At 62.2% G+C, this 24,497-nt stretch carries 19 protein-coding genes and 1 pseudogene; 15 read left to right on the top strand and 5 right to left on the bottom strand.

Features of this window, described 5'->3' with window-relative positions:
* Nucleotides 1-27: 27 nt before the first annotated feature.
* The gene (locus tag F4827_RS21090) at nucleotides 28-1,797 is read left to right on the top strand and encodes a GMC family oxidoreductase (protein ID WP_183726698.1); all 1,770 of its coding nucleotides are present in this window, start codon (nucleotides 28-30) and stop codon (nucleotides 1,795-1,797) included.
* Between the two features lie 8 nt (nucleotides 1,798-1,805).
* Here the strand turns inward: F4827_RS21090 and F4827_RS35470 are convergent, their stop codons facing one another.
* Nucleotides 1,806-2,000, bottom strand: a complete 195-nt coding sequence (locus F4827_RS35470) for a hypothetical protein (RefSeq protein ID WP_260175343.1) — start codon at nucleotides 1,998-2,000, stop codon at nucleotides 1,806-1,808.
* Here F4827_RS35470 and F4827_RS21085 point away from each other — a divergent pair.
* The 6 genes from F4827_RS21085 to F4827_RS21060 all read left to right on the top strand — a co-directional run bounded on the left by F4827_RS21085 (nucleotide 1,992) and on the right by F4827_RS21060 (nucleotide 8,355).
* Nucleotides 1,992-3,161 carry a cytochrome c gene (locus F4827_RS21085; RefSeq protein ID WP_260175342.1) on the top strand — a complete coding sequence of 390 codons (1,170 nt, stop codon included), beginning with the start codon at nucleotides 1,992-1,994 and terminating at the stop codon, nucleotides 3,159-3,161. The genes F4827_RS35470 and F4827_RS21085 overlap by 9 nt on opposite strands.
* 273 nt (nucleotides 3,162-3,434) lie before the next feature.
* Nucleotides 3,435-3,815, top strand: a complete 381-nt coding sequence (locus F4827_RS21080) for a helix-turn-helix domain-containing protein (protein ID WP_183726696.1) — start codon at nucleotides 3,435-3,437, stop codon at nucleotides 3,813-3,815.
* 2 nt (nucleotides 3,816-3,817) lie between these two features.
* Nucleotides 3,818-4,642 (top strand): IclR family transcriptional regulator, encoded by an 825-nt coding sequence (locus tag F4827_RS21075; RefSeq protein WP_183726694.1) that lies wholly within the window; start codon nucleotides 3,818-3,820, stop codon nucleotides 4,640-4,642.
* 122 nt (nucleotides 4,643-4,764) lie between these two features.
* Complete coding sequence (locus tag F4827_RS21070; protein ID WP_183726691.1) at nucleotides 4,765-5,199, top strand: phosphate-starvation-inducible protein PsiE; 435 nt, start codon at nucleotides 4,765-4,767, stop codon at nucleotides 5,197-5,199.
* 349 nt (nucleotides 5,200-5,548) lie between these two features.
* Nucleotides 5,549-6,499 (top strand): choline ABC transporter substrate-binding protein, encoded by a 951-nt coding sequence (locus tag F4827_RS21065; protein WP_183726688.1) that lies wholly within the window; start codon nucleotides 5,549-5,551, stop codon nucleotides 6,497-6,499.
* Between the two features lie 209 nt (nucleotides 6,500-6,708).
* The gene (locus F4827_RS21060; protein ID WP_183726686.1) at nucleotides 6,709-8,355 is read left to right on the top strand and encodes an APC family permease; all 1,647 of its coding nucleotides are present in this window, start codon (nucleotides 6,709-6,711) and stop codon (nucleotides 8,353-8,355) included.
* A 164-nt stretch (nucleotides 8,356-8,519) separates the two neighbouring features.
* Here F4827_RS21060 and betA read toward each other — a convergent pair whose 3' ends face one another.
* The 3 genes from betA to betI are packed head-to-tail and all read right to left on the bottom strand — an operon-like array spanning nucleotide 8,520 to nucleotide 12,361.
* Entirely contained in the window at nucleotides 8,520-10,238 is a 1,719-nt protein-coding gene (gene betA, locus F4827_RS21055) for a choline dehydrogenase (RefSeq protein ID WP_183726684.1), read from the bottom strand.
* A gap of 25 nt (nucleotides 10,239-10,263) precedes the next feature.
* Complete coding sequence (betB, locus tag F4827_RS21050) at nucleotides 10,264-11,733, bottom strand: betaine-aldehyde dehydrogenase (protein ID WP_183726682.1); 1,470 nt, start codon at nucleotides 11,731-11,733, stop codon at nucleotides 10,264-10,266.
* 16 nt (nucleotides 11,734-11,749) lie between these two features.
* Nucleotides 11,750-12,361 carry a transcriptional regulator BetI gene (gene betI / locus F4827_RS21045; protein WP_183726680.1) on the bottom strand — a complete coding sequence of 204 codons (612 nt, stop codon included), beginning with the start codon at nucleotides 12,359-12,361 and terminating at the stop codon, nucleotides 11,750-11,752.
* A 272-nt stretch (nucleotides 12,362-12,633) separates the two neighbouring features.
* Here betI and F4827_RS21040 point away from each other — a divergent pair, with 272 nt between their 5' ends.
* The 8 genes from F4827_RS21040 to fdhA all read left to right on the top strand — a co-directional run bounded on the left by F4827_RS21040 (nucleotide 12,634) and on the right by fdhA (nucleotide 22,876).
* Nucleotides 12,634-13,776, top strand: coding sequence for a porin (locus F4827_RS21040; protein ID WP_183726678.1), 1,143 nt, complete (start codon nucleotides 12,634-12,636; stop codon nucleotides 13,774-13,776).
* Nucleotides 13,777-14,493: 717 nt separating this feature from the next.
* The gene (locus F4827_RS21035; RefSeq protein WP_183726676.1) at nucleotides 14,494-15,879 is read left to right on the top strand and encodes an L-serine ammonia-lyase; all 1,386 of its coding nucleotides are present in this window, start codon (nucleotides 14,494-14,496) and stop codon (nucleotides 15,877-15,879) included.
* A 31-nt stretch (nucleotides 15,880-15,910) separates the two neighbouring features.
* The gene (locus tag F4827_RS21030; protein WP_183726674.1) at nucleotides 15,911-17,155 is read left to right on the top strand and encodes a sarcosine oxidase subunit beta family protein; all 1,245 of its coding nucleotides are present in this window, start codon (nucleotides 15,911-15,913) and stop codon (nucleotides 17,153-17,155) included.
* A gap of 30 nt (nucleotides 17,156-17,185) precedes the next feature.
* Nucleotides 17,186-17,500, top strand: a complete 315-nt coding sequence (locus F4827_RS21025) for a sarcosine oxidase subunit delta (RefSeq protein WP_183726672.1) — start codon at nucleotides 17,186-17,188, stop codon at nucleotides 17,498-17,500.
* Nucleotides 17,497-20,505 (top strand): sarcosine oxidase subunit alpha family protein, encoded by a 3,009-nt coding sequence (locus F4827_RS21020; protein WP_183726670.1) that lies wholly within the window; start codon nucleotides 17,497-17,499, stop codon nucleotides 20,503-20,505. Before F4827_RS21025 ends, F4827_RS21020 begins: the two co-directional genes overlap by 4 nt.
* Nucleotides 20,495-21,139, top strand: a complete 645-nt coding sequence (locus F4827_RS21015) for a sarcosine oxidase subunit gamma (RefSeq protein ID WP_183726668.1) — start codon at nucleotides 20,495-20,497, stop codon at nucleotides 21,137-21,139. The genes F4827_RS21020 and F4827_RS21015 overlap by 11 nt, the downstream gene beginning before the upstream one ends.
* Nucleotides 21,136-21,579: a dihydroneopterin aldolase gene (locus tag F4827_RS21010; protein WP_183726666.1), complete on the top strand. Its 444-nt coding sequence runs from the start codon at nucleotides 21,136-21,138 to the stop codon at nucleotides 21,577-21,579. The genes F4827_RS21015 and F4827_RS21010 overlap by 4 nt, the downstream gene beginning before the upstream one ends.
* A gap of 100 nt (nucleotides 21,580-21,679) precedes the next feature.
* A complete protein-coding gene (gene fdhA / locus F4827_RS21005) occupies nucleotides 21,680-22,876 on the top strand; it encodes a formaldehyde dehydrogenase, glutathione-independent (protein WP_183726664.1) in 1,197 nt (398 codons plus the stop codon).
* A gap of 125 nt (nucleotides 22,877-23,001) precedes the next feature.
* Here fdhA and F4827_RS21000 read toward each other — a convergent pair.
* Nucleotides 23,002-24,039 (bottom strand): annotated as a pseudogene (locus F4827_RS21000) (GlxA family transcriptional regulator); the annotation flags it as partial.
* Between the last annotated feature and the right edge of the window lie 458 nt (nucleotides 24,040-24,497).

The following is a 24,497-nucleotide window of genomic DNA, read 5'->3' as shown; positions in this document are numbered from 1 at the left end:
CAAGACAGCATAGATCCAGGGAATATCGTGGCAAATATCACCAATGACGCGGTGGACGTCGTCGTAGTAGGACTCGGCTGGGCCGGCTCGCTCATGAGCATGGAACTCGCTCAGGCAGGCCTCAAAGTGCGCGCGATCGAGCGCGGCGAAGACCGCAGCAATAGCGACTTCGCCTATCCGAAGCCCGCAGACCAATACGCTTACGCGGTGCGCAACAAGGTCATGGTCACGCCGCGCGACGGCGCGCTGACCGTGCGACACTCGGCCGGCGACACGGCGCTGCCGACCAGAAAATGGGGCGCTTTCGTGCCCGGCACGGGTGTGGGCGGCTCGGGGCTGCACTGGACAGGCGTGCTGATCCGGCCGACCCCGACCGACCTCAAGCTCAAGACCTACGCCGATCAGGCCTATGAAAAAGGCCAGCTCGAAGAAGGCATGCAGGTGCAGGACTTCCCGTTCACGTGGGACGAGATCGAGCCGTATTACGACTTCTTCGACAAGGTCTGCGGACTGTCGGCGAACACCGGCAATCTGCGCGGCAAGATCATGGAAGGCGGCGACCCCTTCGAAGGGCCGCGCTCGAATCCCGCGCCGTTGCCCGCGCTCGAAGACACGCTCAATACCTCGATGTTCGCGCACGCCGCGCGCAAGCTTGGCTATCACCCGTTCCCGAACCCATCGGCGAATGTTTCGCGCGCCTGGACCAATCCGTACGGCTGCCAGATCGCGCCCTGCAATTACTGCGGTTTTTGCAGCAAGTATCCATGCCTGAACTTCTCGAAAGCATCGCCGCAAACCGCCGTGCTCGATGCGCTCAAGCGCATGGACAACTTCTCGTACCGCACCAACGCCAACGTGCTGCGCGTGGAGATGCACCCAGACGGCAAGACGGCCAGGGGTGTGACCTACGCCGACGAGCACGGCAACGAAGTGTTCCAGCCCGCGAAGATCGTCGTGCTGGCGGCATTCCAGTTCGTCAATGTGCGTCTGATGCTGCTCTCGGGCATCGGCAAGCCTTATGACCCGGCTAGCGGCAAGGGCGTGATCGGTCGTAATTACGCATTCCTGAGCAATGGCGGCGCAACGCTGTTCTTCAAGGACAAGAACTTCAATCCGTTCGCCACCGCAGGCGCAACCGGGCAGATGTTCAATGATGTGTCGCCCGGCAATTTCGACGGACCGTCGCTGGGGATTATCGGCGGCGCGAAGATCCATAGCTCGCAGTCCTCGGGCGCACCCATCGGCACCGCGCTGCCCAAGGGCACGCCGGCCTGGGGCAAGGGCTGGAAAGAGGGCATGCAGGACTGGTACGGCCATTCGATGAAGATCAGCATCACGACTAGCTGCATGTCGTACCGCGATCACTACGTCGATCTCGATCCCAATTACAGGGACCCGTGGGGCCAGCCGCTGCTGCGCATCACGTTCGACTGGAAGCAGAACGAGCTGAAACTGCAGCAGTATCTGCGCAAGATCGTGCTGGACGTAACGAAGGAACTCAATCCGGACAGCTATAGCGAGAGTTTCCTGTCGCTCGACTCGCACTGGGACATCACCAAATACGTGTCCACGCACAACGTGGGCGGAGCGGTGATGGGCGATTCGCCCGAGACCAGCGCGTTGAACCGCTATCTGCAGAGCTGGGACGTGCACAACGTGTTCGTGCCGGGCGGCAATGCGTTCCCGCAGAACTTCCAGGCAAATCCCACGGCCACGATAGGCGCGATCACGCTGTTCGCCGCGCGCGCGATCAAGGAGCAGTACCTCAAGAACCCCGGCCCGCTCGTGCAAGCATGACCATGAAACTATTCAAGACTTTGACGGCTGCAATCATGACGCTTGCGGCGGGGTTGAGCATGAGCGCAGCGCAGGCTCAGGGGCAGACCCAGACCCAGACCCAGACCCAGACCCAGACCCAGACCCAGACCCAGACCCAGACCCAGACCCAGACCCAGACCCAGACCCAGACCCAGACCCCGGATCAGGACGCGTTGATCCATCAGGGAGCGTACCTCGCGCGCGCGGGCGATTGCATGGCCTGCCATAGCGCGACCGGCAGAAAACCCTATGCGGGCGGCCTCGCAATCGAAAGCGGTCTGGGTACGATCTACTCGACCAACATCACGCCGGGTGCGCGCCACGGCATCGGCCAGTACACGGAAGCGCAATTCGCGAATGCGTTACGCAAGGGCGTACGCGCCGACGGTACGAATCTTTATCCGGCGATGCCTTATCCTTCGTACGCCAAGCTGACCGACGCCGACGTGCACGCGCTTTACGTGTATTTCATGAAGGGCGTCGCAGCGGTCGACGATCCCGCACCGGTCACCCGGCTGAGCTTCCCGTTTAACCAGCGCTGGGGCATGGCGCTGTGGAACTGGGCGTTTTCATCGGATCAGCCTTTTATCGCGCCGGCAAACGCGAACGCCGAAGTACAGCGCGGCGCGTATCTGGTCGAAGGGCTGGGCCATTGCGGCAGTTGCCACACGCCGCGCGGCGTGGCGATGAACGAAAAGGCTTTCGACGGCGGCGATGTGCGTTATCTCTCGGGCGGCAGCCTCAATGGCTGGAGCGTGCCGGCGCTGCGCGGCATCGCGAAGTGGTCGCGCGCGGATATCGTTGATTATCTGCAGATGGGGCGCAACAGCAAGGCGTCGGTCGCGGGCGAGATGACTTCGGTGGTCTATAACAGCACCTCGCATTTGAGCGATGCCGATCTTAATGCGATTGCAGCTTATCTGCAGAGCCTTGGCGGCGATGCGGTGGTGGCATCCGCCCAGGCGGCGTCGAGCGATACGGCGGCGCATCTCACGGCGGCGAAGAACCTCACGCTGGGCGAGCGGCTATATCTCGACAATTGCAGCGCGTGTCACTTCGTGCATGGCGGCGGTGCGCCGCGCGTGTTCCCGCGTCTGGACGGCGCGAGCGTGGTCAATGCGTCGAGTCCCGACGCGCTGCTGCACGTGATCCTTGCGGGTGCGAAAACGCCTTCGACGGCGAAGGCCCCTTCCGTGCTGCCGATGCCTGGCTTCGCGGCGCGTCTGAACGACGACGAAGTGGCTGCGCTGGCAACCTTCGTGCGCGGCGGCTGGACGAATCGCGCGGCGGCGGTGGATGCGGGCGAGGTACGCAAGGTGAGGGCGGCCTTGGCAGCAAAATAATGCCGTAGCGCAATATCAACTGCGGCAATCAGATGGCCGGTGATTTAAAGGACGATCGTTCTTTGAATCACCGGCCGTTTTGCTTATGCGCGTGCCCGGAGCGCAGACATGCGTAGCGCTACTAAAGATAGCCACAAAAACTTCACGCGGGCCGCCATAAAGCGCTCCCAGGCGATCGCGCGATCGTAGTAGCATTTCGGGAGGTAAGGTGTCCATCGCTTAAGCCCCATAAACAGCGCACCATCCCTTCGAGTCGCTCAGACGGAGACGCCCATGGCTCCCGACAGGCTCCAATCGCCGACGCCGCGCGCAAGGCGTCACGACAACACGCAAAGCGCAAACGATATTCGGGCCGCCACGCCCCAGGGAAAACGCGCAGAGAGCGAGCCGATGGTCGTGCCGCTCGCGCGCGGTCTGGCCATTCTCTGCGCGTTTGGGCGAGGCCGCGCCTGGCTCGGCAATCTCGACATCGCACAGGAAACGGGCATCCCTGCGCCCACGGTATCGCGTCTGCTCCATTCGCTGCTGGTGCTGGGCTACGTGCAGCAAGACGAGGCGACCCGCCTGTACGCGCTCGCTCCCGCCGCGCTCGCACTCGGTTACGCCGCCATTGCCGATCCGGCGCAGCGCTCGCTGGACGCCCCCCGGGGGTGACCATGCCGCACGACGCGCCGGTCACCTTGACACTCGATCGCGGCCTGCAAGTGCTGCGGGCCTTCCGCGCCCACAGCGCGTCGCTCTGCGCTAGCGAACTGGCCCAGCGCACGGGGCTGCCGCGCACGGCCGTAGCGCGGCTTGCGGCCACGCTGCTCCATCTCGGCTATCTGCGCCACGCGGCGGGCGGTACGCGTTTCGAACTGGCCTCCGGCGTGGCTGGCATCGGGCAGGCCTGGCTCGACGCCGATCCGATTGCGCGCGCCGCCACGCCGGTCATCCAGGCGCTCGCCGACAAACTGGACATGGCCGTCGCGCTCGCGGTGCCGGACCAGCTCGATATGCTCACCGTGGCGTATGGCGCGGCGTCAGGGGGATCGACGGGATCGACGGGATCGACGGCGTGCGTCGAATCGCCGCGCGTGGGAGTCGGCAGGCTCGCGCCCATGGAGCGCACCGCCATAGGGCATGCGTGGCTCTGGGGCTTGCCCGAATACGAGCGCCGCCGCTATTTTCTGCGCCTGCTGGAGGCGGCCGGCGCGCAAGCCTCAATGATAAGGAAAACTATCGAATCGTCATTTGAAGCACTGAGAGAGTGGGGCGTATGCGCGACGCAGGAGATTTTTGAGCAGGCCGCATATGGCTCAATTGCGTTGCCGCTGCGAGCCGGGCAATGGCGCATGCCAATGGCGCTTGGTGTCACCACTACTGAATCCGCGCCGGATCTCGCGGCTCTGCGCGCACGCGCCTTCCCCGATCTGAGCCACGCGGCGCGCGAACTCACCGTACTGCTGGCCGATATTCGCGTGGGGCCGCCGGGTCACTAAAGCGTCTCCGATGTCGTCGTTAGCTTACAACACGATTTCATTTGTATTTCCTTGCGTTCATATTCTCGCGATACGATTGCCCGTTCGGTTTGACTGAATTGATTCGAAGGAACTCAGGGCATATGAAATACGAACACGCGTTGCAGAAAGCGATCAAGGGGCGGCTCGAAAGCGCGATGGAAATGGCTGAGCTGTTCGGCCTTTTCATCATCGGCATCGGCACGGTTGCCGCGATGGTGCATCTGATCTGGCGCATGGTGAACTCAGACGGCGTGTCGCTGACCGATCTGCTGCTGATGTTCCTTTACCTCGAAGTGTTCGCGATGGTCGGCCAGTATCTCAAGGCGGGTCAATTGCCGGTGCGTTTCCCGCTCTACATTGCGATGGTGTCGATCGCGCGGGATCTGATCCTGCGCGCGGGCATGAATACCGAACTGCATCTGCTCGCCTCGGCGGGCGCCATCGTTCTGATCGCGCTGGGTGTGCTGATGATTCGCTACGGCCAGTTCAAATACCCCAGTGATACGGTCGCACAGAAGACCGAAGAAACCCGGTAATTCCGCAAGAATTCAAGCGGTTCGAACTGGAGCCGCTCGATTCAAAAACGCTTGTCTCTCCGCTTGAACGTCGCGTGCGCTCGCACGCGGCCTCCCGACTCTCCTCACAATCGCTCCAAAAGCGTCAGGTTTTCGTAACCCCGACGCAGGCTTTCGCGGCTTGTGCGCCGCCCCAAAGCCGCCTCTTTCTCCCTTGTCGCTTCCGCGCAAGTCGTCGTCGCGTTTGCTACGTTCGCGCGCATTTTGCCGCGCGAGGATTGAGCATCGGACGGCCTCGCAGGCCGCATGGCTCGCAGCGCCGCTCCGCCACACGTTAGCGATCGATACGACGACTACCAAGGAGAATGAGATGGCCCGATTCAGAACAGTCCCGGTTTGCGCCGCCGCGCTGACGGCGTTCGCGTGCTCCAGCGCCTTCGCCGCCGATCCGGCCGCGTGCAAGAGCGTGCGCTTCGCCGATGTCGGCTGGACCGATATCGCCGCGACGACGGGGCTTGCCTCGACCATTCTCGCGGGCCTGGGCTATGCGCCCACCACCACGCTCGCCTCGGTGCCCATCACGTTTGCGGGCCTGAAGTCGAAACAGATCGACGTGTTTCTTGGTTACTGGTCGCCCACCATGGACCCGATCATCGAGCCTTTCGTGAAGGCCGGCACGATCAAGGTGCTCAATACGCCCAATCTCACGGGCGCGAAATATACGCTGGCCGTGCCCGATTACGTTTATCAGGGTGGCCTGCATTCGTTTCAGGACATCGCCAGATACGCGGACAAACTGCAAGGCCGTATCTACGGCATCGAGCCGGGCAACGACGGCAATGCGCTGATCCAGAAAATGATCAGCGCCAATCAGTTCGATCTGGGCAAGTTCAAGCTGGTGGAGTCGAGCGAGGCAGGCATGCTCGTGCAGGTCAATCGCGCGATTCGCGACAAGCAATGGATTGTGTTCCTCGGTTGGGAGCCGCATCCGATGAATGTGCAGATGAAGATCGACTACCTCACCGGCGGCGATGCGGTATTCGGCCCGAACTATGGCGAAGCGCGCGTGCTGACTGCCGTGCCGCCCGACTACAGCGCGCGTTGCCCGAATGTCGCGAAGCTCGTTTCCAACCTGCAATTTACGACCTCGATCGAAAATCATCTGATGGTGCCGATCATGAACAAGGAAGACCCGCAGAAGGCCGCCGCCGCGTGGCTCAAGGGCAATCCGCAGGTGCTCGATAAATGGCTCGCGGGCGTGACGACGCTGGACGGCAAGCCCGGTCTGCCGGCTGTGCGGGCCTACGTGGGCGCGCAGTGACGTAGCAAATGAGGTAGCGAATGAGGTAGTGCATAAAAGCAGTCGAACAGGGCCGCAGGCATGGAGTGTGCGCACTCTCGCCCTTTTTGTCTGCGGATTTCCGCCGCGAATTGTGTACGTGTAGTGCGCTGCACGGCAGCGGAAATCAGAGCAGGCACCGATAGGCCCGGTAATTTTGTTCGATTAGCGTTGAACAAAGGAGGAGATAGATGGAGCAAGCAGGAATCAGCACAGGCAGCGCGGAACAAGGCCGCGCGAGCGAGAGCCCGGGCTCCGGACTGCGGCGCGGTCTCACCTGGAAAGACGCGTTCTGGGTGACGAGCGGCGTGCCTGCGGGCGTGCTGTTCACTCTGGGCGGCGTGTGCGCCACCGTCGGCCAGCCCGCATGGGCGATCTGGATCGCTTCGATCACGATGGGCCTGATCCAGAGTGCAACCTACGCTGAAATTTCAGGCCTTTTTCCACACAAGTCGGGCGGCGCATCGGTTTATGGCGCGATTGGCTGGGTGCGCTACAGCAAACTGGTCGCGCCCGTTTCCGTATGGTGCAACTGGCTCGCGTGGTCGCCCATGCTCGCACTCGGTTGCGGACTGGCCGCGAATTACGCGCTCGCCACGCTGTTCCCGCCAGAAGCGGCCGTGCGTCAATGGCACTGGACCATTGCCAATCTGGGCTTTATCCAGCACGGCCTCACGCTGCGCATCAACGCTACGTTTCTGATCGCGGCAGCGTTCCTGCTCATCACTTTCCGATTGCAACATAGCGGCGCATCGAAAGCGGCGCGCACGCAAAAGATCCTGGGCATCGCATCGCTCACGCCGCTCCTGATCGTCGGCATCGTGCCGTTCGTGACGGGCGACATTCCCAGCCAACGCCTGTTCCCGCTGCTGCCGCTGGGTCATGATGCGCGCGGCAATCTCACGGCGTCGCTATTTGGCGCATGGAATGGACAGGGCGTGGTGATGGCGCTTGGCGCGATGTTCATGGCGGGCTGGGCATCATACGGCTTCGAAACGGCGGTCTGTTATACGCGCGAATTCCGCGACCCGCGCCGTGATACGGCGCGCGCGATCTTCTGGTCGGGCGCGTTGTGCCTCGTCGTGATGACGCTGGTGCCGCTTGCGTTTCAGGGTGCGCTCGGCACCCAGGCGATGCTCGATCCGGCGATCGGCGACGGCACCGGCGTCGGTACGGCCATGGCCTCGATCGTTGGCGGCGGCGCGTGGGTGGGCAACATGGTGGTGGTCATGCTGATGCTCTCGATCCTGCTGATCGTGATGACATCGATGATGGGTTCGTCGCGCACGCTCTATCAGGCTTCTGTCGATGGCTGGTTGCCGCGTTATCTTTCGCGCGTGAACGAACACGGCGCGCCCACGGCGGCGATGTGGACCGACCTCGGTTTCAATCTGATTCTGCTGGCGATGTCCGATTACATGACGGTGCTGTCGATCTCCAACGTCTGTTACATGCTGTTCGTATTCCTGAATCTCCAGTCGGGATGGATTCATCGCATGGACCGTCCCACGTGGCATCGGCCGTTCCGTTGCCCGGCGTGGTTGTTGGCGGCCGGTGCGGTGTGCGGGTATGCCAATCTCGTGTTCGTGGGCGCGGGCGCGAACCTGCAAGGCGAAAACACTTTGCGCGATGGGCTCTTTGCCGTGCTGCTGATCGTGCCGGTGTTTGCCTATCGCCACTACTGGCAGGATCGCGGCCGCTTTCCGGCGGGTAGCGCGCATGACATGGAACTGGAAACGACTGCGCGTAGCGCGTGGAAGTCGCTGGCGCCTTATGGCGCGCTGGTGCTGGCCGCGTTGACGGTTGCGGTTTCGCATTCCTTTGCGGCGCGGGTTTAAACGCGCATTAAAGCCAGCATTCGAAATTGGATCGGGAATGGCGGCGTGACCTGTGACTGGAAGTCCAGTTTCGGGTCGCGCCGCTTGCGTTCATCGAGGAGTTGAAAAAGCCCCTGATCTGCCTGCAGATCAGGGGCTTCGCACTTCAGCGATGCTTGGGTCTGCTAGACCGTTGCGGGCTGTCCGCTATACCCGGACATGGGCTGCGCCACCACACCGCCACGCGCGGGCGCGCCGTTCGCCACGTAATACGGGGTATTCACGCGTTCGAGCGCCGCGCGGCCACGAATGCGATCGGCGATCTTCTCGGCCATCATGATGGTCGGCGCGTTGAGGTTGCCGGTGGTGATCAGCGGCATGATCGACGCGTCCACCACGCGCAGGCCGTCGATGCCATGCACGCGTCCTTCGGCATCCACCACGGCCATATTGTCGTAGCCCATCGGGCAAGAACAGGACGGGTGGTAAGCCGTTTCCGCGCGACTACGCACGAAGGCGTCGATCTGGGCGTCGGTTTGCATATCCGCGCCAGGATTCAACTCACGGCCACGGAAACGATCGAGCGCGGGTTGCGCGATGATCTCGCGCGTGATGCGGATAGCGTCGCGGAACTCGCGCCAGTCGAGCGCCTCGGCCATATAGTTGAAAAGAATCGACGGATGCTGGCGCGGATCGCGCGAGCGCAGTTTCACGCGTCCACGGCTAGGCGAACGCATCGATCCCACATGCGCCTGAAAGCCGTGCATTTCGATGGCGTTGCTGCCGTTGTAATTGATCGCGACCGGCAGAAAGTGATACTGGATATTGGGCCACGGATCGTCGTCGCGTGTGCGGATAAAGCCGCCTGCCTCGAAATGATTACTCGCCCCGATGCCGGTGCCGCGCAGCATCCATTCAAGGCCAATCGCCGGTTGATTGCGCAGCTTCAGTGCAGGGTAAAGCGAGACCGGTTCCTTGCACGCGTACTGCATGTACATCTCCAGGTGGTCCTGAAGATTGCGGCCCACGCCCGGCAGGTCCAGCACAACGGGTATATCGAGTTCTTTCAGCCATTCGCCGGGACCGACGCCGGAGCGTTGCAGAATCTGCGGCGAAGCAATCGCGCCTGCGCACAGCAGCACTTCGCGGCGTGCATGGCGCGTCACGCGCGCGGGGCCGTCCATAAAGACGACGCCGCGCGCGCGCTTGCCGCTAAAGAGAATGCGGTCGGTGACGGCGTGCGTGACAATGTCGAGGTTGGGCCGATGGCGCGCCTGGTCGAGATAGCCGCGCGCGGTGCTCGCGCGCCGCCCCCTGGCCGTGACGGTGCGATCCATTGGGCCGAAACCTTCCTGACGGTAGCCGTTGAGATCGTCCGTGCGCGGGTAGCCCGCCTGCACGCCCGCTTCGATCATCGCTTCGAAAAGGGGATTCACGCCAGGCTTGCTGGTCGTCACGTGTACGGGGCCATCGCCGCCGTGATATTCGTTTGCGCCGACATCGCGCGTTTCCGCCTTGCGAAAATACGGCAGGCAGTCCAGATAGCTCCAGTTTTCCAGACCTTTTATCGCGCTCCAGCCATCGTAGTCGAGCGCATTGCCGCGGATATAGCACATGCCGTTGATGAGCGACGAACCGCCCAATCCCTTGCCGCGACCGCATTCCATGCGGCGGTTGTCCATATGCGGTTCGGGATCGGTTTCATAGGCCCAGTTATAGCGGCGTCCCTGCAAGGGGTAGGCGAGCGCCGCGGGCATCTGCGTGCGAAAGTCGAAGCGATAGTCGGGACCACCGGCTTCAAGCAGCAGCACCTTGACGTCGGGGTCTTCGGTGAGACGCGTGGCGAGCACATTGCCCGCCGATCCCGCGCCGATGATGATGTAGTCGTACTCCTGCGCGGCCATCTGCGGTTCCTCCTCTGCGGCGCGTTTAGAAGACAGGCTGATACGGTCCCAGTTCAACCTGCACGGACTTGATGCGCGTGTAATGCTCCAGCGTGGTGATTCCGTTCTCGCGGCCCACGCCCGACTGCTTGTAGCCGCCTACGGGCATTTCGGCGGGCGATTCGCCCCAGGTGTTGATCCAGCAAATGCCGGCTTCCAGCCGGTGAATCACGCGATGCGCGCGCGAAAGGCTTTCGGTGACTACGCCGGCGGCAAGACCATAGAGCGTATCGTTCGCGCGCTCGATTACTTCGGTTTCCTCATCGAATGCGAGAATGCTCATGACTGGGCCAAAAATCTCTTCTCGCACGATCTGCATGTCGTCGCGGCAATCGGAGAACACCGTCGGCTGGACGAACTGACCGTGCGCGAAAGCGCCGTCTACAAGACGTGCGCCGCCGGCAAGCAGCCGCGCGCCTTCGCGCTTGCCGCTTTCGATATAGCCCAGCACCTTTTCGAGCTGCGCGGCGCTTGCGAGCGGGCCGAAGTTGGTGGCGGGATCGGCGGGCTGGCCCACGCGGATGCGCGCCACGCGCTCGATCACGCGCGCTTCGAAAGCCTCGCGCACGGCGCGATGCACGAATACGCGCGTGCCATTGGTACACACCTGGCCCGCGCTGAAGAAGTTGGCCGTCACGGCGATGTCGGCGGCACGGTCGAGATCGGCGTCTTCGAACACGATGAGCGGCGACTTGCCGCCCAATTCCATCGTGACTTCCTTGAGCGACGAGCCGCCCGCTGCGGCCATCACTTTCTTGCCGGTTTCCACGCCGCCGGTAAACGAAATTTTCCCGATGCCGGGATGCGTGCTGAGCAGGGCGCCCACGCGTGCATCGCCTTGCACGACGTTGAACACGCCAGCCGGCACGCCCGCTTCGACATAGATCTGTGCAAGGCGTGAGGCGGACAGCGGCGTGATCTCGCTGGGCTTGAAAATCATGGCGTTACCGGCTGCCAGCGCGGGCGCGGACTTCCAGCAGGCGATCTGCAGGGGGTAATTCCACGCGCCGATGCCGGCTGTCACGCCCAGCGGCTCGCGCCGCGTGTAGACGAAAGAACTCTCGCGCAACGGAATCTGCTGGCCTTCGAGTGCGGGCGCGAGACCCGCGTAGTACTCGATCACGTCCGCGCCCGTGACGATATCGACGCTGCGGGTTTCGGCGATCGGCTTGCCGGTATCGAGCATTTCGAGTTCAGCGAGTTCGTCGTTGCGCTCGCGCAGCAACTCCACGGCGCGGCGCAGAATGCGCGAGCGCTGCATCGCGGTCATGGCGGCCCACACGCGCTGAGCGTCACGCGCGGACTGCACCGCGCGGTCGATATCGGCGGCGCTGGCCTGCTGGACGGTCGCGAGCGTCGCGCCCGTGGCCGGATTGCGGGTTTCGAAGGTTTCGGCGCTGGTGGCGTCGGTATAGGCGCCGTCGATGAAGAGGCGTTCGAGGTGGATCGCAGTCATGCGGGGTCGCTCCGGTTCAGGCGTGCTGGCGCGCACGCGTGCCAGCGTGCGTGTCCAGCAGAAGGTCGATGTAGTCGTTGGCGAGGCGCAGCGCGGCTTTGGTATCGAACGGCTCGCCGGTGGTCGCACCGCGCAGCCACAGACCGTCGATCATCGCGGCGAGGCCGGTGGCGGCGCGCCGCGCGGCCGTGCGCGGCATGGCCTTGCCGAATTCCGCGCAAAGGTTGGAATAGAGCCTGCGCGTATTGACGTGCTGAAGCCGCCGCAGGGCCGGTACGTGCATGCTCTCGGCCCAGAACGCGAGCCAGGTTTTCATCACCGGGCCGCTGACCTGCGAAACGTCGAAATTGGCTGCCACGATGGCGCGCAAACGCGCGCGAGGCTGCGGCCGCGCGGCCTTGAGCCGGCGCTGGGCGGCCGCGCCGAGATCGCGCAGCACGTGGCGCATGGTGGCTTCGAGCAACGCGTCCTTGCCGCCGAAATAATGGCTGACGATGCCCGTGGAAATGCGCGCGCGCTGCGCAACGGTAGCAAGCGTCGTACCGGACATACCGGCCTGATCGATGCTTTCGAGGGTCGCATCGATGAGCTGGGCGCGGCGGATTTCCCGCATTCCGAGTTTGGGCATGGCCACTCCTGGCGCATCTTGAAGGCCTCTACTGTAATTATTTTTTATTGAACGATCAATCAATAAAAAACCTGGGCGCATCGCGCGTGACGCAACTGGACAGATGCACGGCGGGTTTGCGATGGTCGTCGCACCTCATGTCGCTACAGGGCTGGCGCCCGTCGTTTGAGCGCAAGTCGGGCGAGATTTGGCTTTATACGTTTTGCAGGTCCGTGCGCTGCATGCAGCATGCGGCCCTTCAACCGTAGTGTGAGTCCGGAGAGACCGACACCATGAAAAGAACGAATACGGCGGCACTGAGCGCCATTGCGCTGGCGACGATGCTGATGTCCAGCGCCTCTTATGCGCAAAGCAGCGTGACCCTCTACGGCATCATCGACGGCGGCGTGACCTGGGTGAATAACGCCGGCGGCTCGCATCAGGTCAAGTTCGACGACGGGATTTCCTATGCGAACCGTTTTGGGCTCAAGGGCACAGAGGATCTGGGTGGCGGACTGAAAGCCGTGTTCGAACTGGAGAGCGGGTTTCACCTTGGTAATGGGCAGATCGCCAACGGTGGATCGTTGTTTGGGCGCGCGGCTTATGTGGGACTGCAGAGCGATTGGGGCACGCTCACGTTCGGCAACCAGATCGATATGACGCAGGAGATGGTTTATCTGTTCAACGTCACGGCGTGGGCGAGCGGTTATGCGATCAATCAGGGCGACTTCGACCGGATGAATGGCGACCATCTGCCGAATGCGATCAAGTTCATGTCGAATACGTATGGCGGGTTCCAGTTTGGCGGCATGTATTCGTTCAGTAATACGCCAGGGGACTTTCATACCGGAAGCGCGTGGAGCGTGGGAGCACAGTATCAGCATGGCGACTTCGCGATGGGCACTGCGTATACGCAGTTGAATAATCCCTCCGGGATTTATGCGTTTGATCCTTACGCAATGATTGGCGTGCGGTCGTTTTTTGGGCGGCCTACGGTGAGTGTCGATGCTGCTACAGGGGCTGTTACCGATCTTTATGCCAGCGATTCGTTTCCTGTCGATAAGCAGGGGACGTTTGGGATTGGTGCCAGTTATGTGATCAACGCCGTTACGCTTTCTGGGGATTTTACTTATACGCAGATCAAGGCGTTTGGGGAGAGCGAGCATATGCTCGTGGCTGAAGGGGGTGTCAACTGGCAGGTTACGCCGGCTTTTAGTGCTATCGGTGGGTATCAGTACACCCATTTCGATGGGCATCACTGGAATCAGATTTCTGCCGGGTTGCATTATCTGCTTTCCAAGAATACCGATGTTTATGTTTCCGGGGATTGGCTTAAGGCTTCGCAGGGCGTGGATGCTGTTATTGGGTATAGTTTTACGCCGTCTTCTACTACTACTCAGGCTGATGTGCGGGTGGGGGTCAGGCATTCGTTCTGAGCTTTCTTTCGCGATTCGTGGTGGTGTGGGCATTTCCTTGTTTTCTTGTCGGTATGCGAGCGTTGCCCCTGTGCGGGGCGGCACCTACTTTTCTTTGCAGCGGCAAAGAAAAGATAGGCAAAAGAAAGCCGCTCACACCGCTAATGTGACGCCGTCCACCACTAACCTGATAGCAGAGTGGTGACTGGGCATTGCTCGCGCCACGCGCCGTAAAACGAAGTGACAAGGCAGTCACACATCCCGTTGCTCGCTGCGCTCGCAACGGTTGGGTTTGCGAGGGAAGGCGCAAACCGAAGGTTTGCTGCTATGCCCAACGGGGCGCGCAGCGCCCCCGGATGTGCGGGCGTTACCACTCCGATATTGGGCGCGTGGAGCGGGCGCTGCCCGGGCGCCACTCTGTTTATAGGCTGAAGGTGTACCGCGAAGCACTGGCGGTGTGAGCGGCTTTCTTTTCCCCCTTTTCTTTGCCGCTGCAAAGAAAAGGGGGTGCCGCCCCGCACAGGGGCAACCCTGGCATACCGACAACAAAACAAGGAAATGCCCACACCCAAATAAACCCCACCGAAAAAAGCACACAACTGACGTCCCCATCATAACCCCATGCCGCTTTTGTTCTATCGGCAAGCGCAGCAAATTTGGTCTACTGACACTCATCACAGCGCAAGCGGCCAAACAAAACCCAACCCCAACCCCAACCCCAACCCCAGGGATAACCAGATGAACGTCAGCGTCTTCGACCTGTTCAAGATCGGCATCGGCCCGTCGAGCTCGCACACGGTGGGTCCGATGATCGCCGCTTGCCGCTTCGCATCGCATATCGAAGACGCCAATCTGCTCGGTTTCGTGCGCCGCGTGAAGGCGGAACTGTACGGTTCGCTAGGCGCCACCGGCAAGGGCCACGGCACGGACAAGGCGGTCCTGCTCGGTCTCGAAGGCAATCTCCCCCATGCCATCGATCCGGACAGCATCGAGCCGCGCCTGGCCGCAATTCGCCGCGAGCGCGAACTGCTGCTGCTCGGCAAGCACGCTGTCCGCTTCGATGAGCGCGAGTGCATCGGTTTCTATCGCAAGACCATGGGCGGCGCCAACACGCTGCATTCGAATGGCATGCGTTTTCAGGCCTTCGATGAACAGGGGCAGTTGCTGGTGGAGAAGGAGTATTACTCGGTGGGCGGCGGTTTTGTCGTCAATCGCGAAGGGGATCGCGTCAACGGCGTGCGCGGCGCGCAGGAGGTGCCCTGGCCGTTTCGCACCGGCGATGATCTGCTGCGCGTGTGCCGCGAAAGCGGTCTCTCGATCGCCGAGGTGGTGTTTGCCAATGAATGCGCGTCGCGTTCGCCCGAAGCCGTGCGCGAAGGTCTGATGGAGATCTGGCAGACCATGGCCGCTTGCGTGGAGCGCGGTTGCCGAATTCGTGGCGAGCTGCCGGGGCCCATGCAGGTGCGTCGCCGCGCCGCTGATCTGTGCGCGAATCTGCGGGCGCGTTCGGAAGAGTCGCTGCGTGATCCGCTTTCGATGCTCGACTGGGTCAATCTCTACGCCATGGCCGTGAACGAGGAAAACGCCGCCGGCGGGCGCGTCGTGACGGCACCCACTAATGGTGCGGCCGGTGTGATTCCCGCCGTGCTCCATTACTACGTCAAGTTCACGCCGGGCGCGAACGATCAGGGCATCGTCGATTTCCTGCTCACGGCGGCGGCCATCGGCATCATCTACAAGGAAACGGCCTCGATTTCAGGGGCCGAGGTGGGCTGCCAGGGCGAGGTGGGCGTGGCCTGCTCGATGGCGGCGGCGGCGCTCGCCGCCGTGATGGGCGGTACGCCCCTGCAGGTGGAAAACGCCGCCGAGATCGGCATGGAACACAACCTGGGCATGACCTGCGATCCGGTGGGCGGTCTCGTGCAGATTCCCTGTATCGAACGTAATGCGATGGGCGCAATCAAGGCGCTCAACGCTTCGCGCATGGCGCTCAAGGGCAATGGCGAGCACTACGTCACGCTCGATAACGTCATCAAGACCATGCGTGAAACGGGCGCGGATATGAAAACCAAATACAAGGAAACGTCGCGGGGCGGTCTGGCCGTGAACGTCATCGAATGCTAATTGCAAAAACGCGCAACGAAGGAACCGTGAAATGAGCCGCTATTCGATATTCAGTCTGTTCCGCAACGGGTTGTCGTATCACGAGAACTGGGAGCGGCAATGGAAGAGCCCGGAGCCGAAAAAGGAATACGACGTGGTGATCGTCGGCGGCGGCGGGCATGGTCTGGCCACGGCCTATTACCTCGCGAAGGAGCACGGTGTAAAAAACATCGCGATCCTCGAAAAAGGCTGGATTGGCGGCGGCAATACGGCGCGTAACACCACCATCGTGCGCTCGAACTATCTCTGGGACGAATCGGCCGCCCTGTACGAAAAGGCGATGAAGCTCTGGGAAGGACTCGCGCAGGACCTCAACTACAACGTGATGTTCAGCCAGCGCGGCGTCATGAATCTCGCGCATACGCTGCAGGACGTGCGCGACACGGAGCGCCGCGTGAATGCGAACCGTCTGAACGGCGTCGATGCCGAGTTTCTCACGCCCGCGCAGATCAAGGAAATCGAGCCGACCATCAACCTCAACAGCCGCTATCCGGTGCTGGGCGCGTCGATCCAGCGCCGCGCCGGCGTGGCGCGTCACGACGCCGTGGCGTGGGGTTTCGCACGCGGCGCCGATCGCCTGGGCGTCGATATCATTCAGAACTGCCAGGTGACGGGCATCCGCCGTGACGGCTCGCGCGTGACGGGCGTGGACACGGTCAAGGGCTTTATCAAGGCAAAAAAGGTTGCCGTGGTGGCCGCGGGCAACACCACCACGCTCGCCGATATGGCCGGCGTGCGTCTGCCGCTCGAAAGCCATCCGCTGCAGGCGCTGGTTTCCGAGCCGATCAAGCCGGTCGTCAACACGGTCATCATGTCGAACGCCGTGCATGCCTATATCAGCCAGTCCGATAAGGGCGATCTGGTGATTGGCGCGGGCGTCGATCAATACACGGGGTTTGGCCAGCGCGGCAGTTTCAACATTATCGAAGGCACCCTGCAGGCCATCGTCGAAATGTTCCCGGTGTTCTCGCGCGTGCGCATGAATCGCCAGTGGGGCGGTATCGTCGATGTCTCACCGGACGCCTGCCCGATCATCAGCAAGACCGACGTAAAGGGTCTCTATTTCAACTGCGGCTGGGGCACGGGCGGTTTCAAGGCCACGCCGGGTTCCGGCTGGACCTTCGCTCACACCATTGCCAACGATGAACCGCATCCCTTGAATGCAGCGTTCTCGCTGGACCGTTTCTACACCGGCCATCTGATCGACGAGCACGGCGCAGCCGCCGTTGCGCACTGATCACCCACGGACCTGTAAGGAGTACATCACATGCTGCTGATCGAATGTCCGTGGTGCGGCCCGCGTGCCGAAGCGGAATTTACCTGCGGCGGCGAGGCGGAAATCGCCCGTCCGCTCGAAACCGAAAAACTCAGCGACAAGGAATGGGGCGATTACCTGTTCATGCGCCATAACCCGCGCGGCGTGCACAAGGAGCAATGGCTGCACGCTCAGGGCTGCCGCCGCTGGTTCATGGTAACGCGCGATACCGTGAGCTACGAGATTCACGGTTACGAGAAATTCCGCACGGGCAGCACGCCTGCCGCGAACGGGCAAGATAAAAGCACGCAAGGGAGCAAGGCATGAGCCAGAAAAATCGTCTGGGCGGCGGCGGTCGCGTCAATCGCGCGATTCCCTTGACCTTCACGTTCAATGGCCGCACGTATCAGGGCTATCAGGGCGACACGCTGGCATCGGCGCTGCTCGCCAATGATGTGCATTTCGTGGCGCGCAGCTTCAAGTATCATCGCCCGCGCGGCATCGTCACGGCCGACGTGGCGGAGCCGAATGCCGTCGTGCAACTCGAAACCGGCGCATATACGGTGCCGAATGCGCGCGCCACGGAAATCGAGCTTTATCAGGGGCTGGTTGCGAACAGCGTGAACGCCGTGCCGAATCTGGAAAACGACCGCATGGCCGTGAACCAGAAGTTCTCGCGCTTCATGCCGGCGGGGTTCTACTACAAGACCTTTATGTGGCCGCGTAAATTCTGGCCGAAGTACGAGGAGAAGATTCGCGAAGCGGCGGGTCTGGGCAAGGCGCCCGAAACACTCGACGCCGACCGCTACGACAAGACCTTCGCGCACTGCGACGTGCTGGTGGTGGGCGGCGGTCCGGTGGGCCTGCTCGCCGCGTTGACGGCGGGCCGCAGCGGCGCACGCGTGATTCTCGTCGACGATCAGCGCGAACTGGGCGGCAGCCTGCTCGCAGGCAAGACCGAAATCGACGGTCGCCCCGCGATTCACTGGGTCGAAAAGGTCGAAGCCGAGCTTGCGGCGCTGCCCGATGTGCAGATTCTCTCGCGCAGCACGGCGTTTGGTTATCAGGATCACAATCTCGTCACTGTCGCGCAGCGTCTGTCCGAGCATCTGCCGGTCTCGACGCGCCGGGGCTCGCGTGAACTGCTATGGAAGATCCGTGCGAAGCGCGTGATTCTCGCCACAGGCGCTCACGAGCGGCCTATCGTATTCGGCAATAACGATCTGCCGGGCGTGATGCTGGCCGGGGCTGTGTCGACCTATATTCATCGCTACGGCGTACTGCCGGGCCGCAATGTCGTGGTGTTCACGAACAACGACGCGGGCTATCGCTGCGCGCTCGATCTCAAGGCTTGCGGCGCGGCGGTCACCATCGTCGATCCGCGTGGCCAGAGCACGAGCGAGTGGCAGGCCGCTGCGCGCCGCCAGGGCGTGAAGATCATGAACAATGCGGCGATCATGAGCGCGCGCGGCAAGACGCGCGTGAGTGCGGTCGAAGTAGTGGCCTGGAACAAAGGCCAGACCGGCGCGAAGCAGGCCGATCTGCCCTGCGATCTGGTGGCGATGTCGGGCGGCTTCAATCCGGTGCTGCACCTGTTCGCGCAGTCGGGCGGCAAGGCCACGTGGAGCGATGCGAAATCGTGCTTCATTCCCGGCAAGCGCGTCCAGCCCGAAGTGAGCGCGGGCGCGGCAGTGGGCGAATTCAGCCTCGCGCGCGGTCTCACGCAGGCCGTCGATGCGGGCGTGGACGCGGCGCAATCGCTCGGTTTTGCGGTGACGCGCCCCACGGTACCCAAGGTCGCCGATCCCGCCGAAGCCCCGCTGCAACCGCTCTGGCTCGTGGGCAGTCACGCAGCCGCAGCACGCGGGCCGAAGCAGTTCGTCGATTTCCAGAACGACGTGGCCGCCGCCGATATCCTGCTGGCTGCGCGTGAAGGCTTCGAATCGATCGAGCACGTGAAGCGCTATACGGCGATGGGCTTTGGCACCGATCAGGGCAAGCTCGGCAACATCAACGGCATGGCGATTCTGGCCAATGCGCTGGGCAAGTCGATTCCCGAGACGGGCACCACCACGTTCCGCCCGAACTACACACCGGTTACTTTCGGCACCTTCGCAGGCCGCGAACTGGGCGATATGCTCGACCCGATCCGCAAGACCTGTGTGCATGAGTGGCATGTCGAGCATGGCGCGCTGTTCGAGGATGTGGGCAACTGGAAGCGTCCCTGGTACTTCCCGAAGAAGGGCGAAGATCTTCATGCTGCGGTCGCGCGCGAATGCCTGGCGGTGCGAAATAGCGTGGGCATTCTGGATGCGTCGACGCTCGGCAAGATCGATATTCAAGGCCCGGACGCCGCGAAGCTGCTCAACTGGGTCTACACCAACCCGTGGAGCAAGCTGGAAGTGGGCAAGTGCCGCTATGGCCTGATGCTCGACGAAAACGGCATGGTGTTCGACGACGGCGTGACGGTGCGCCTCGGTCAGGAGCACTACATGATGACCACCACGACGGGCGGCGCGGCGCGCGTGCTCACGTGGCTCGAACGCTGGCTGCAGACCGAATGGCCGGATATGAAGGTACGTCTGGCTTCCGTGACGGATCACTGGGCCACGTTCGCGGTGGTGGGCCCCAAGAGCCGCAAGGTGCTGCAGAAGGTGTGCGCCGATATCGATTTCGCCAACGCCGCGTTCCCGTTCATGTCGTACCGCAACGGCACGGTGGCGGGCGCGAAGGCGCGTGTGATGCGCATCAGCTTCTCGGGCGAGCTGGCCTATGAAGTGAACGTGCCGGCCAACGCGGGCCGCGCCGTGTGGGAAGCCTTGATGGCCGCAGGCGCGGAATTCGACATCACGCCTTACGGCACGGAAACGATGCACGTGCTGCGCGCGGAGAAGGGTTACATCATCGTCGGTCAGGACACCGATGGATCGGTCACGCCGTTCGATCTGGGCATGGGCGGCCTGGTCTCGCAGACCAAGGACTTTCTGGGCAAGCGTTCGCTGTCGCGCTCGGACACCGCGAAGGAAGGGCGCAAGCAGTTCGTCGGTCTGCTCACGGACGACGCGCAATACGTGCTGCCCGAAGGTGGCCAGATCGTTGCGTCCGATGCGCGCGCCGCCGCGGACGGCACGATGCCGATGATCGGCCACGTCACGTCGAGCTACTACAGCCCGATTCTCAAGCGCTCGATTGCGCTTGCAGTCGTGAAGGGCGGTCTTGGCAAGATGGGCGAAAAGATTGTGGTGCCCATGGCCGATGGACGACGCGTGAGCGCCACGATCGCCAGCCCGGTTTTTTACGACACGGAAGGGGTGCGTCAGCATGTGGAATGAAACGAGAGAACCGATGCCCCTCGCGGAGCGTGCGGCGGCTGTGAAACTGGAGTCGCCCTTCATCGGCGCTGCGGATGTACTGGGCGCACACGCGGCGCGGCCCTCCAAAGCCTTTGCGATGCGCGAACTGCCGTTCCGCGATCTGGTGATGGTGCGCGGCGAGCCGGGCGACACGGCGTTCACGAACGCGTTCGCGCAGACCGTGGGCTGCGCGTTGCCGGTGCAGCCGAATACGCGCTCGCTGGGCGCCGACTACGACGTGCTCTGGCTTGGCCCGGACGAGTGGCTGGTGCGTTCGGCCGGTCCTGTTCAAGCGGGCGTACTCGAAGAAAAGCTTATCGGGGCATTGAGCGGCAATGAGGGTTCGTGGGCCACCGCAGTCGACGTCGGCAGCGGATATACGGTGGTCGAACTGACGGGTACGCGCGTGCGCGAAGTGCTTTCGCGCGGCTGTCCGCTCGATCTGCATCCGCGTCTGTTCAAGGAAGGGCAGTGTGCGCAGAGCTTCTTTTTCAAGGCGTCGATCGTGCTGATTGCCACGGGCATCGACCGCTTTGAAGTCGTCGTGCGGCGCAGCTTTGCCGATTACTTCTGCCGCATTCTGCTCGACGCCGCCGCGCCGCTGATGTCATGAAGCTCGTCGATGAAGGGCTGGTGCAGGCGCTTTCGCCGCATGTGCCACGCGCGCCGGGCGGCCGTGGCTGGAACGTGTTCGTCGAAGGCTTGAGCGTGCCGGTGCGCATAGGCATTCACGGTTATGAGCATGAAGCGCCGCAGCCCGTTGTGATCGACGCGCAATTGGGATACCGCTGCGAGCCGCACGAAGCCGCTGACTGGATCGATTACGACGGCTGGTGCACACGCGTAGCCGACTGGCTCGCGCATCGGCCGCATACGCGCTTGCTCGAAACGCTGGTTGCCGATCTCGCAGCGTTTTCGTTTCGCGAGTGGCCGGCGTTGCACACGCTCACGCTGGCCGCGCACAAGCCGAAGATCCGGCCGGGCACGAAGCGCGTGGGCGTTTCGCTCGACTGGACGCGCGCGGATTACCTCACGTGGAGCGGTGCGAAGTAAGGACCCGAAGTAAGAACCCGAAGTAAGGACACGAAGCAGGAAACATCTGCAAAAACAGGGAGAAACAGAAGCAAGACCCATCACAAAGGAGACAGCAACGATGAGCAGTAATCGAGGCGTGGTGTATCTAGGAGCGGGCAAGGTCGAAGTGCAGAATATCGACTACCCGAAAATGGTCGATCCTTCCGGTCGTTCGATCGGCCATGGCGTGGTTCTGAAGGTGGTCAGCACCAATATCTGCGGCTCGGACCAGCATATGGTTCGCGGCCGCACGACGGCGCCCGTGGGTCTTGTGCTCGGCCACGAGATTACCGGCGAGGTGGTGGAGGTGGGCCGCGACGTGGAGACGCTCAAGATCGGCGACCTGGTGTCGGTGCCGTTCAACGTGGCGTGCGGTCGTTGTGCGATGTGCCGCGAGCAGCACACGGGCGTGTGCCTCAACGTCAATCCCTCGCGCGCGGGCGGGGCGTATGGTTACGTCGATATGGGCGGCTGGATTGGCGGCCAGGCGGAATATGTGCTCGTTCCTTACGCCGATTTCAATCTGCTCAAATTCCCCGATCGCGATCAGGCGATGTCGAAGATCCGCGATCTCACTTGTTTATCGGACATTCTGCCGACCGGTTATCACGGCGCGGTCACGGCTGGCGTGAAGCCGGGTTCGACCGTTTATATCGCGGGTGCTGGGCCGGTGGGCATGGCAGCTGCAGCTTCGGCGCGTCTGCTGGGCGCGGCCTGCACGATCGTCGGCGATATGAATGCGGAGCGTCTTGCGCACGCAAGGGCCATGGGTTTCGAAGTCGTCGATCTGTCGAAGGACGCGACGCTCGGCGAGCAGATCGAGCAGATTCTCGGCAAGCCGGAAATCGATTGCGCCGTGGATTGCGTGGGTTTCGAAGCGCATGGTCACGGCGCGTCGGGGCATTCGGAAGAAGCGCCGGCCACGGTGCTCAATTCGCTGATGGAAATCACGCGGCCTGCAGGCATGATCGGCATTCCGGGTCTGTATGTGACCGACGATCCGGGCGCAACCGATGTGGCCGCGAAGCACGGCAGCCTGAGCATCCGCTTTGGGCTGGGCTGGGCGAAATCGCACACGTTCCATACGGGCCAGACGCCGGTGCTCAAGTACAACCGCAACCTGATGCAGGCGATTCTGTTCGACCGCTTGCCGATTGCGAAGATCGTCAATGTGACGGTGATTTCGCTGGAAGAAGCGCCGGAGGGCTACAAACAGTTCGATGGCGGCGCGCCGCGTAAATATGTGATCGACCCGCATCGGATGCTGGCCGCATGACGCTTTGAAAGGCGTTATTCGCGAGCATTAACAAAGGCAACCCGGAATTTCGAGCTGCCTTTTTGTGTTTCGGTGTTTAGGTGCTTCTGTGTTTCAAAAAACGCTGTTTCAATTTTTTGTAGCTCTCAGGCGTGCACCGGCAAAGCCGGTAAATGCCGCAGCGGCGCATCCACGCCCGCCATCGGCGCGACGCGTTTGCGCCGTTCGCCCGTGGGTGCGATGCCGAAAGCGTCGCGATAACTCTTGCTGAAGTGACACGCCGACTGGAATCCACACGCCATGGTGATCTGCATGATCGACATATCGGTTTGCAGCAGCAGCTCGCGCGCGCGGCGCAGGCGCAGCGTGAGGTAATAGTGCGTGGGCGTCATGCCCAGGTGTTCGTGAAAGAGCCGTTGCAATTGCCGCTGCGACATGTTCGCCAGCCGCGCCAGTTCTTCGCGCGACAGCGGCTCTTCGATATTGCTCTCCATGAGAGAAATGACTTCAAAGAGCGACTTGTTGGCCGAACCCAGCCGCGCGACCAGCGGCATGCGCTGCTGCGCACTGGTATCACGGATATGTTCGACCACGAATTGTTCGGCGATCTGCGTGACGCGCGCCGTGCCCACGCGCGGCGTGATGAGGTGCAGCATCATGTCGAGCGGCGCCACGCCGCCCGTGCAGGTCACCCGATCGCGGTCAATCACGAACAGCTCTTTGAGAAAGCGCGTGGAAGGAAATTCTTCCTTCAGCGCCGACATGTTTTCCCAGTGAATCGCGCAGGCATAGCCCGCCAATAAGCCCGACTTCGCCAGCGCATAAGTGCCGGTGCACAGACTGCCAAGCGCCACGCCTATGCGCGCGAAGCGGCGCAGCGTATTCAGGTGCGCCGCGCTGGTGACGTGCTGCACGTCGATACCGCCGCATACGAACACAATATCGGGTTGCCCGGCGCATTCGGCCGGGCCCGTGTCGAAACCGATGCCGCTGCTTGAGGTAACCGTGCCGCCTTCGGGGCTGATGAGGGACCAGCGGTAGAGCGGCTGGCCGCTCAGGTAATTAGCCATACGAAGCACTTCGATCGCGTTGGTGAAGGCGATCATCGTGAAGTTCGGCAGCGGCATGAACGCGAAATGCGCTAGCGACGCGGTGCGCTCGGGTGACATGGGGAACCATTCCTTTTATTCGATGGCGGCGCTTGGGGCGCAACCAGGCTACGGCATTCTGGAGTCGGGCGCCATGGCTGTGCCATGCGGCAAAACCCTGATGAGTCCGGCTCCTTACAACGAGCTTCGAATCTGCTGCTGATCTTGTACTGGTCTGCTTTGGTTCTTTTCCCCAGAAGAAACGGTTGTGCTATTCGCAGCGCATGAAGCGCATGGCTAACAACCTTGAGCGGCGACTAGACGTACCGGGGAATGGCCGTTTCGAGTGTACGAGAAATTTATTTGGATCAGAAAAAATTTGCAGCCGCGTGACCCGGGGCGCGTGAGTCAACCGGGTTCCTGCCAGGTTCCAGCCAGGCTCAAGCCAGAACCCCGCACGACTTGTGAAAAACGGACGCCGATGGCGGAAAAGGAAAAGAACGCGTCTGAATTCGGATATCGATCAAAAAGCCGAACGACAAGAATAGAGCCGT

It is taken from the genome of Paraburkholderia bannensis, from assembly GCF_014200455.1.
Taxonomy (GTDB): domain Bacteria; phylum Pseudomonadota; class Gammaproteobacteria; order Burkholderiales; family Burkholderiaceae; genus Paraburkholderia; species Paraburkholderia bannensis_A.
This window is presented reverse-complemented; position numbering and strand designations above follow the sequence as displayed.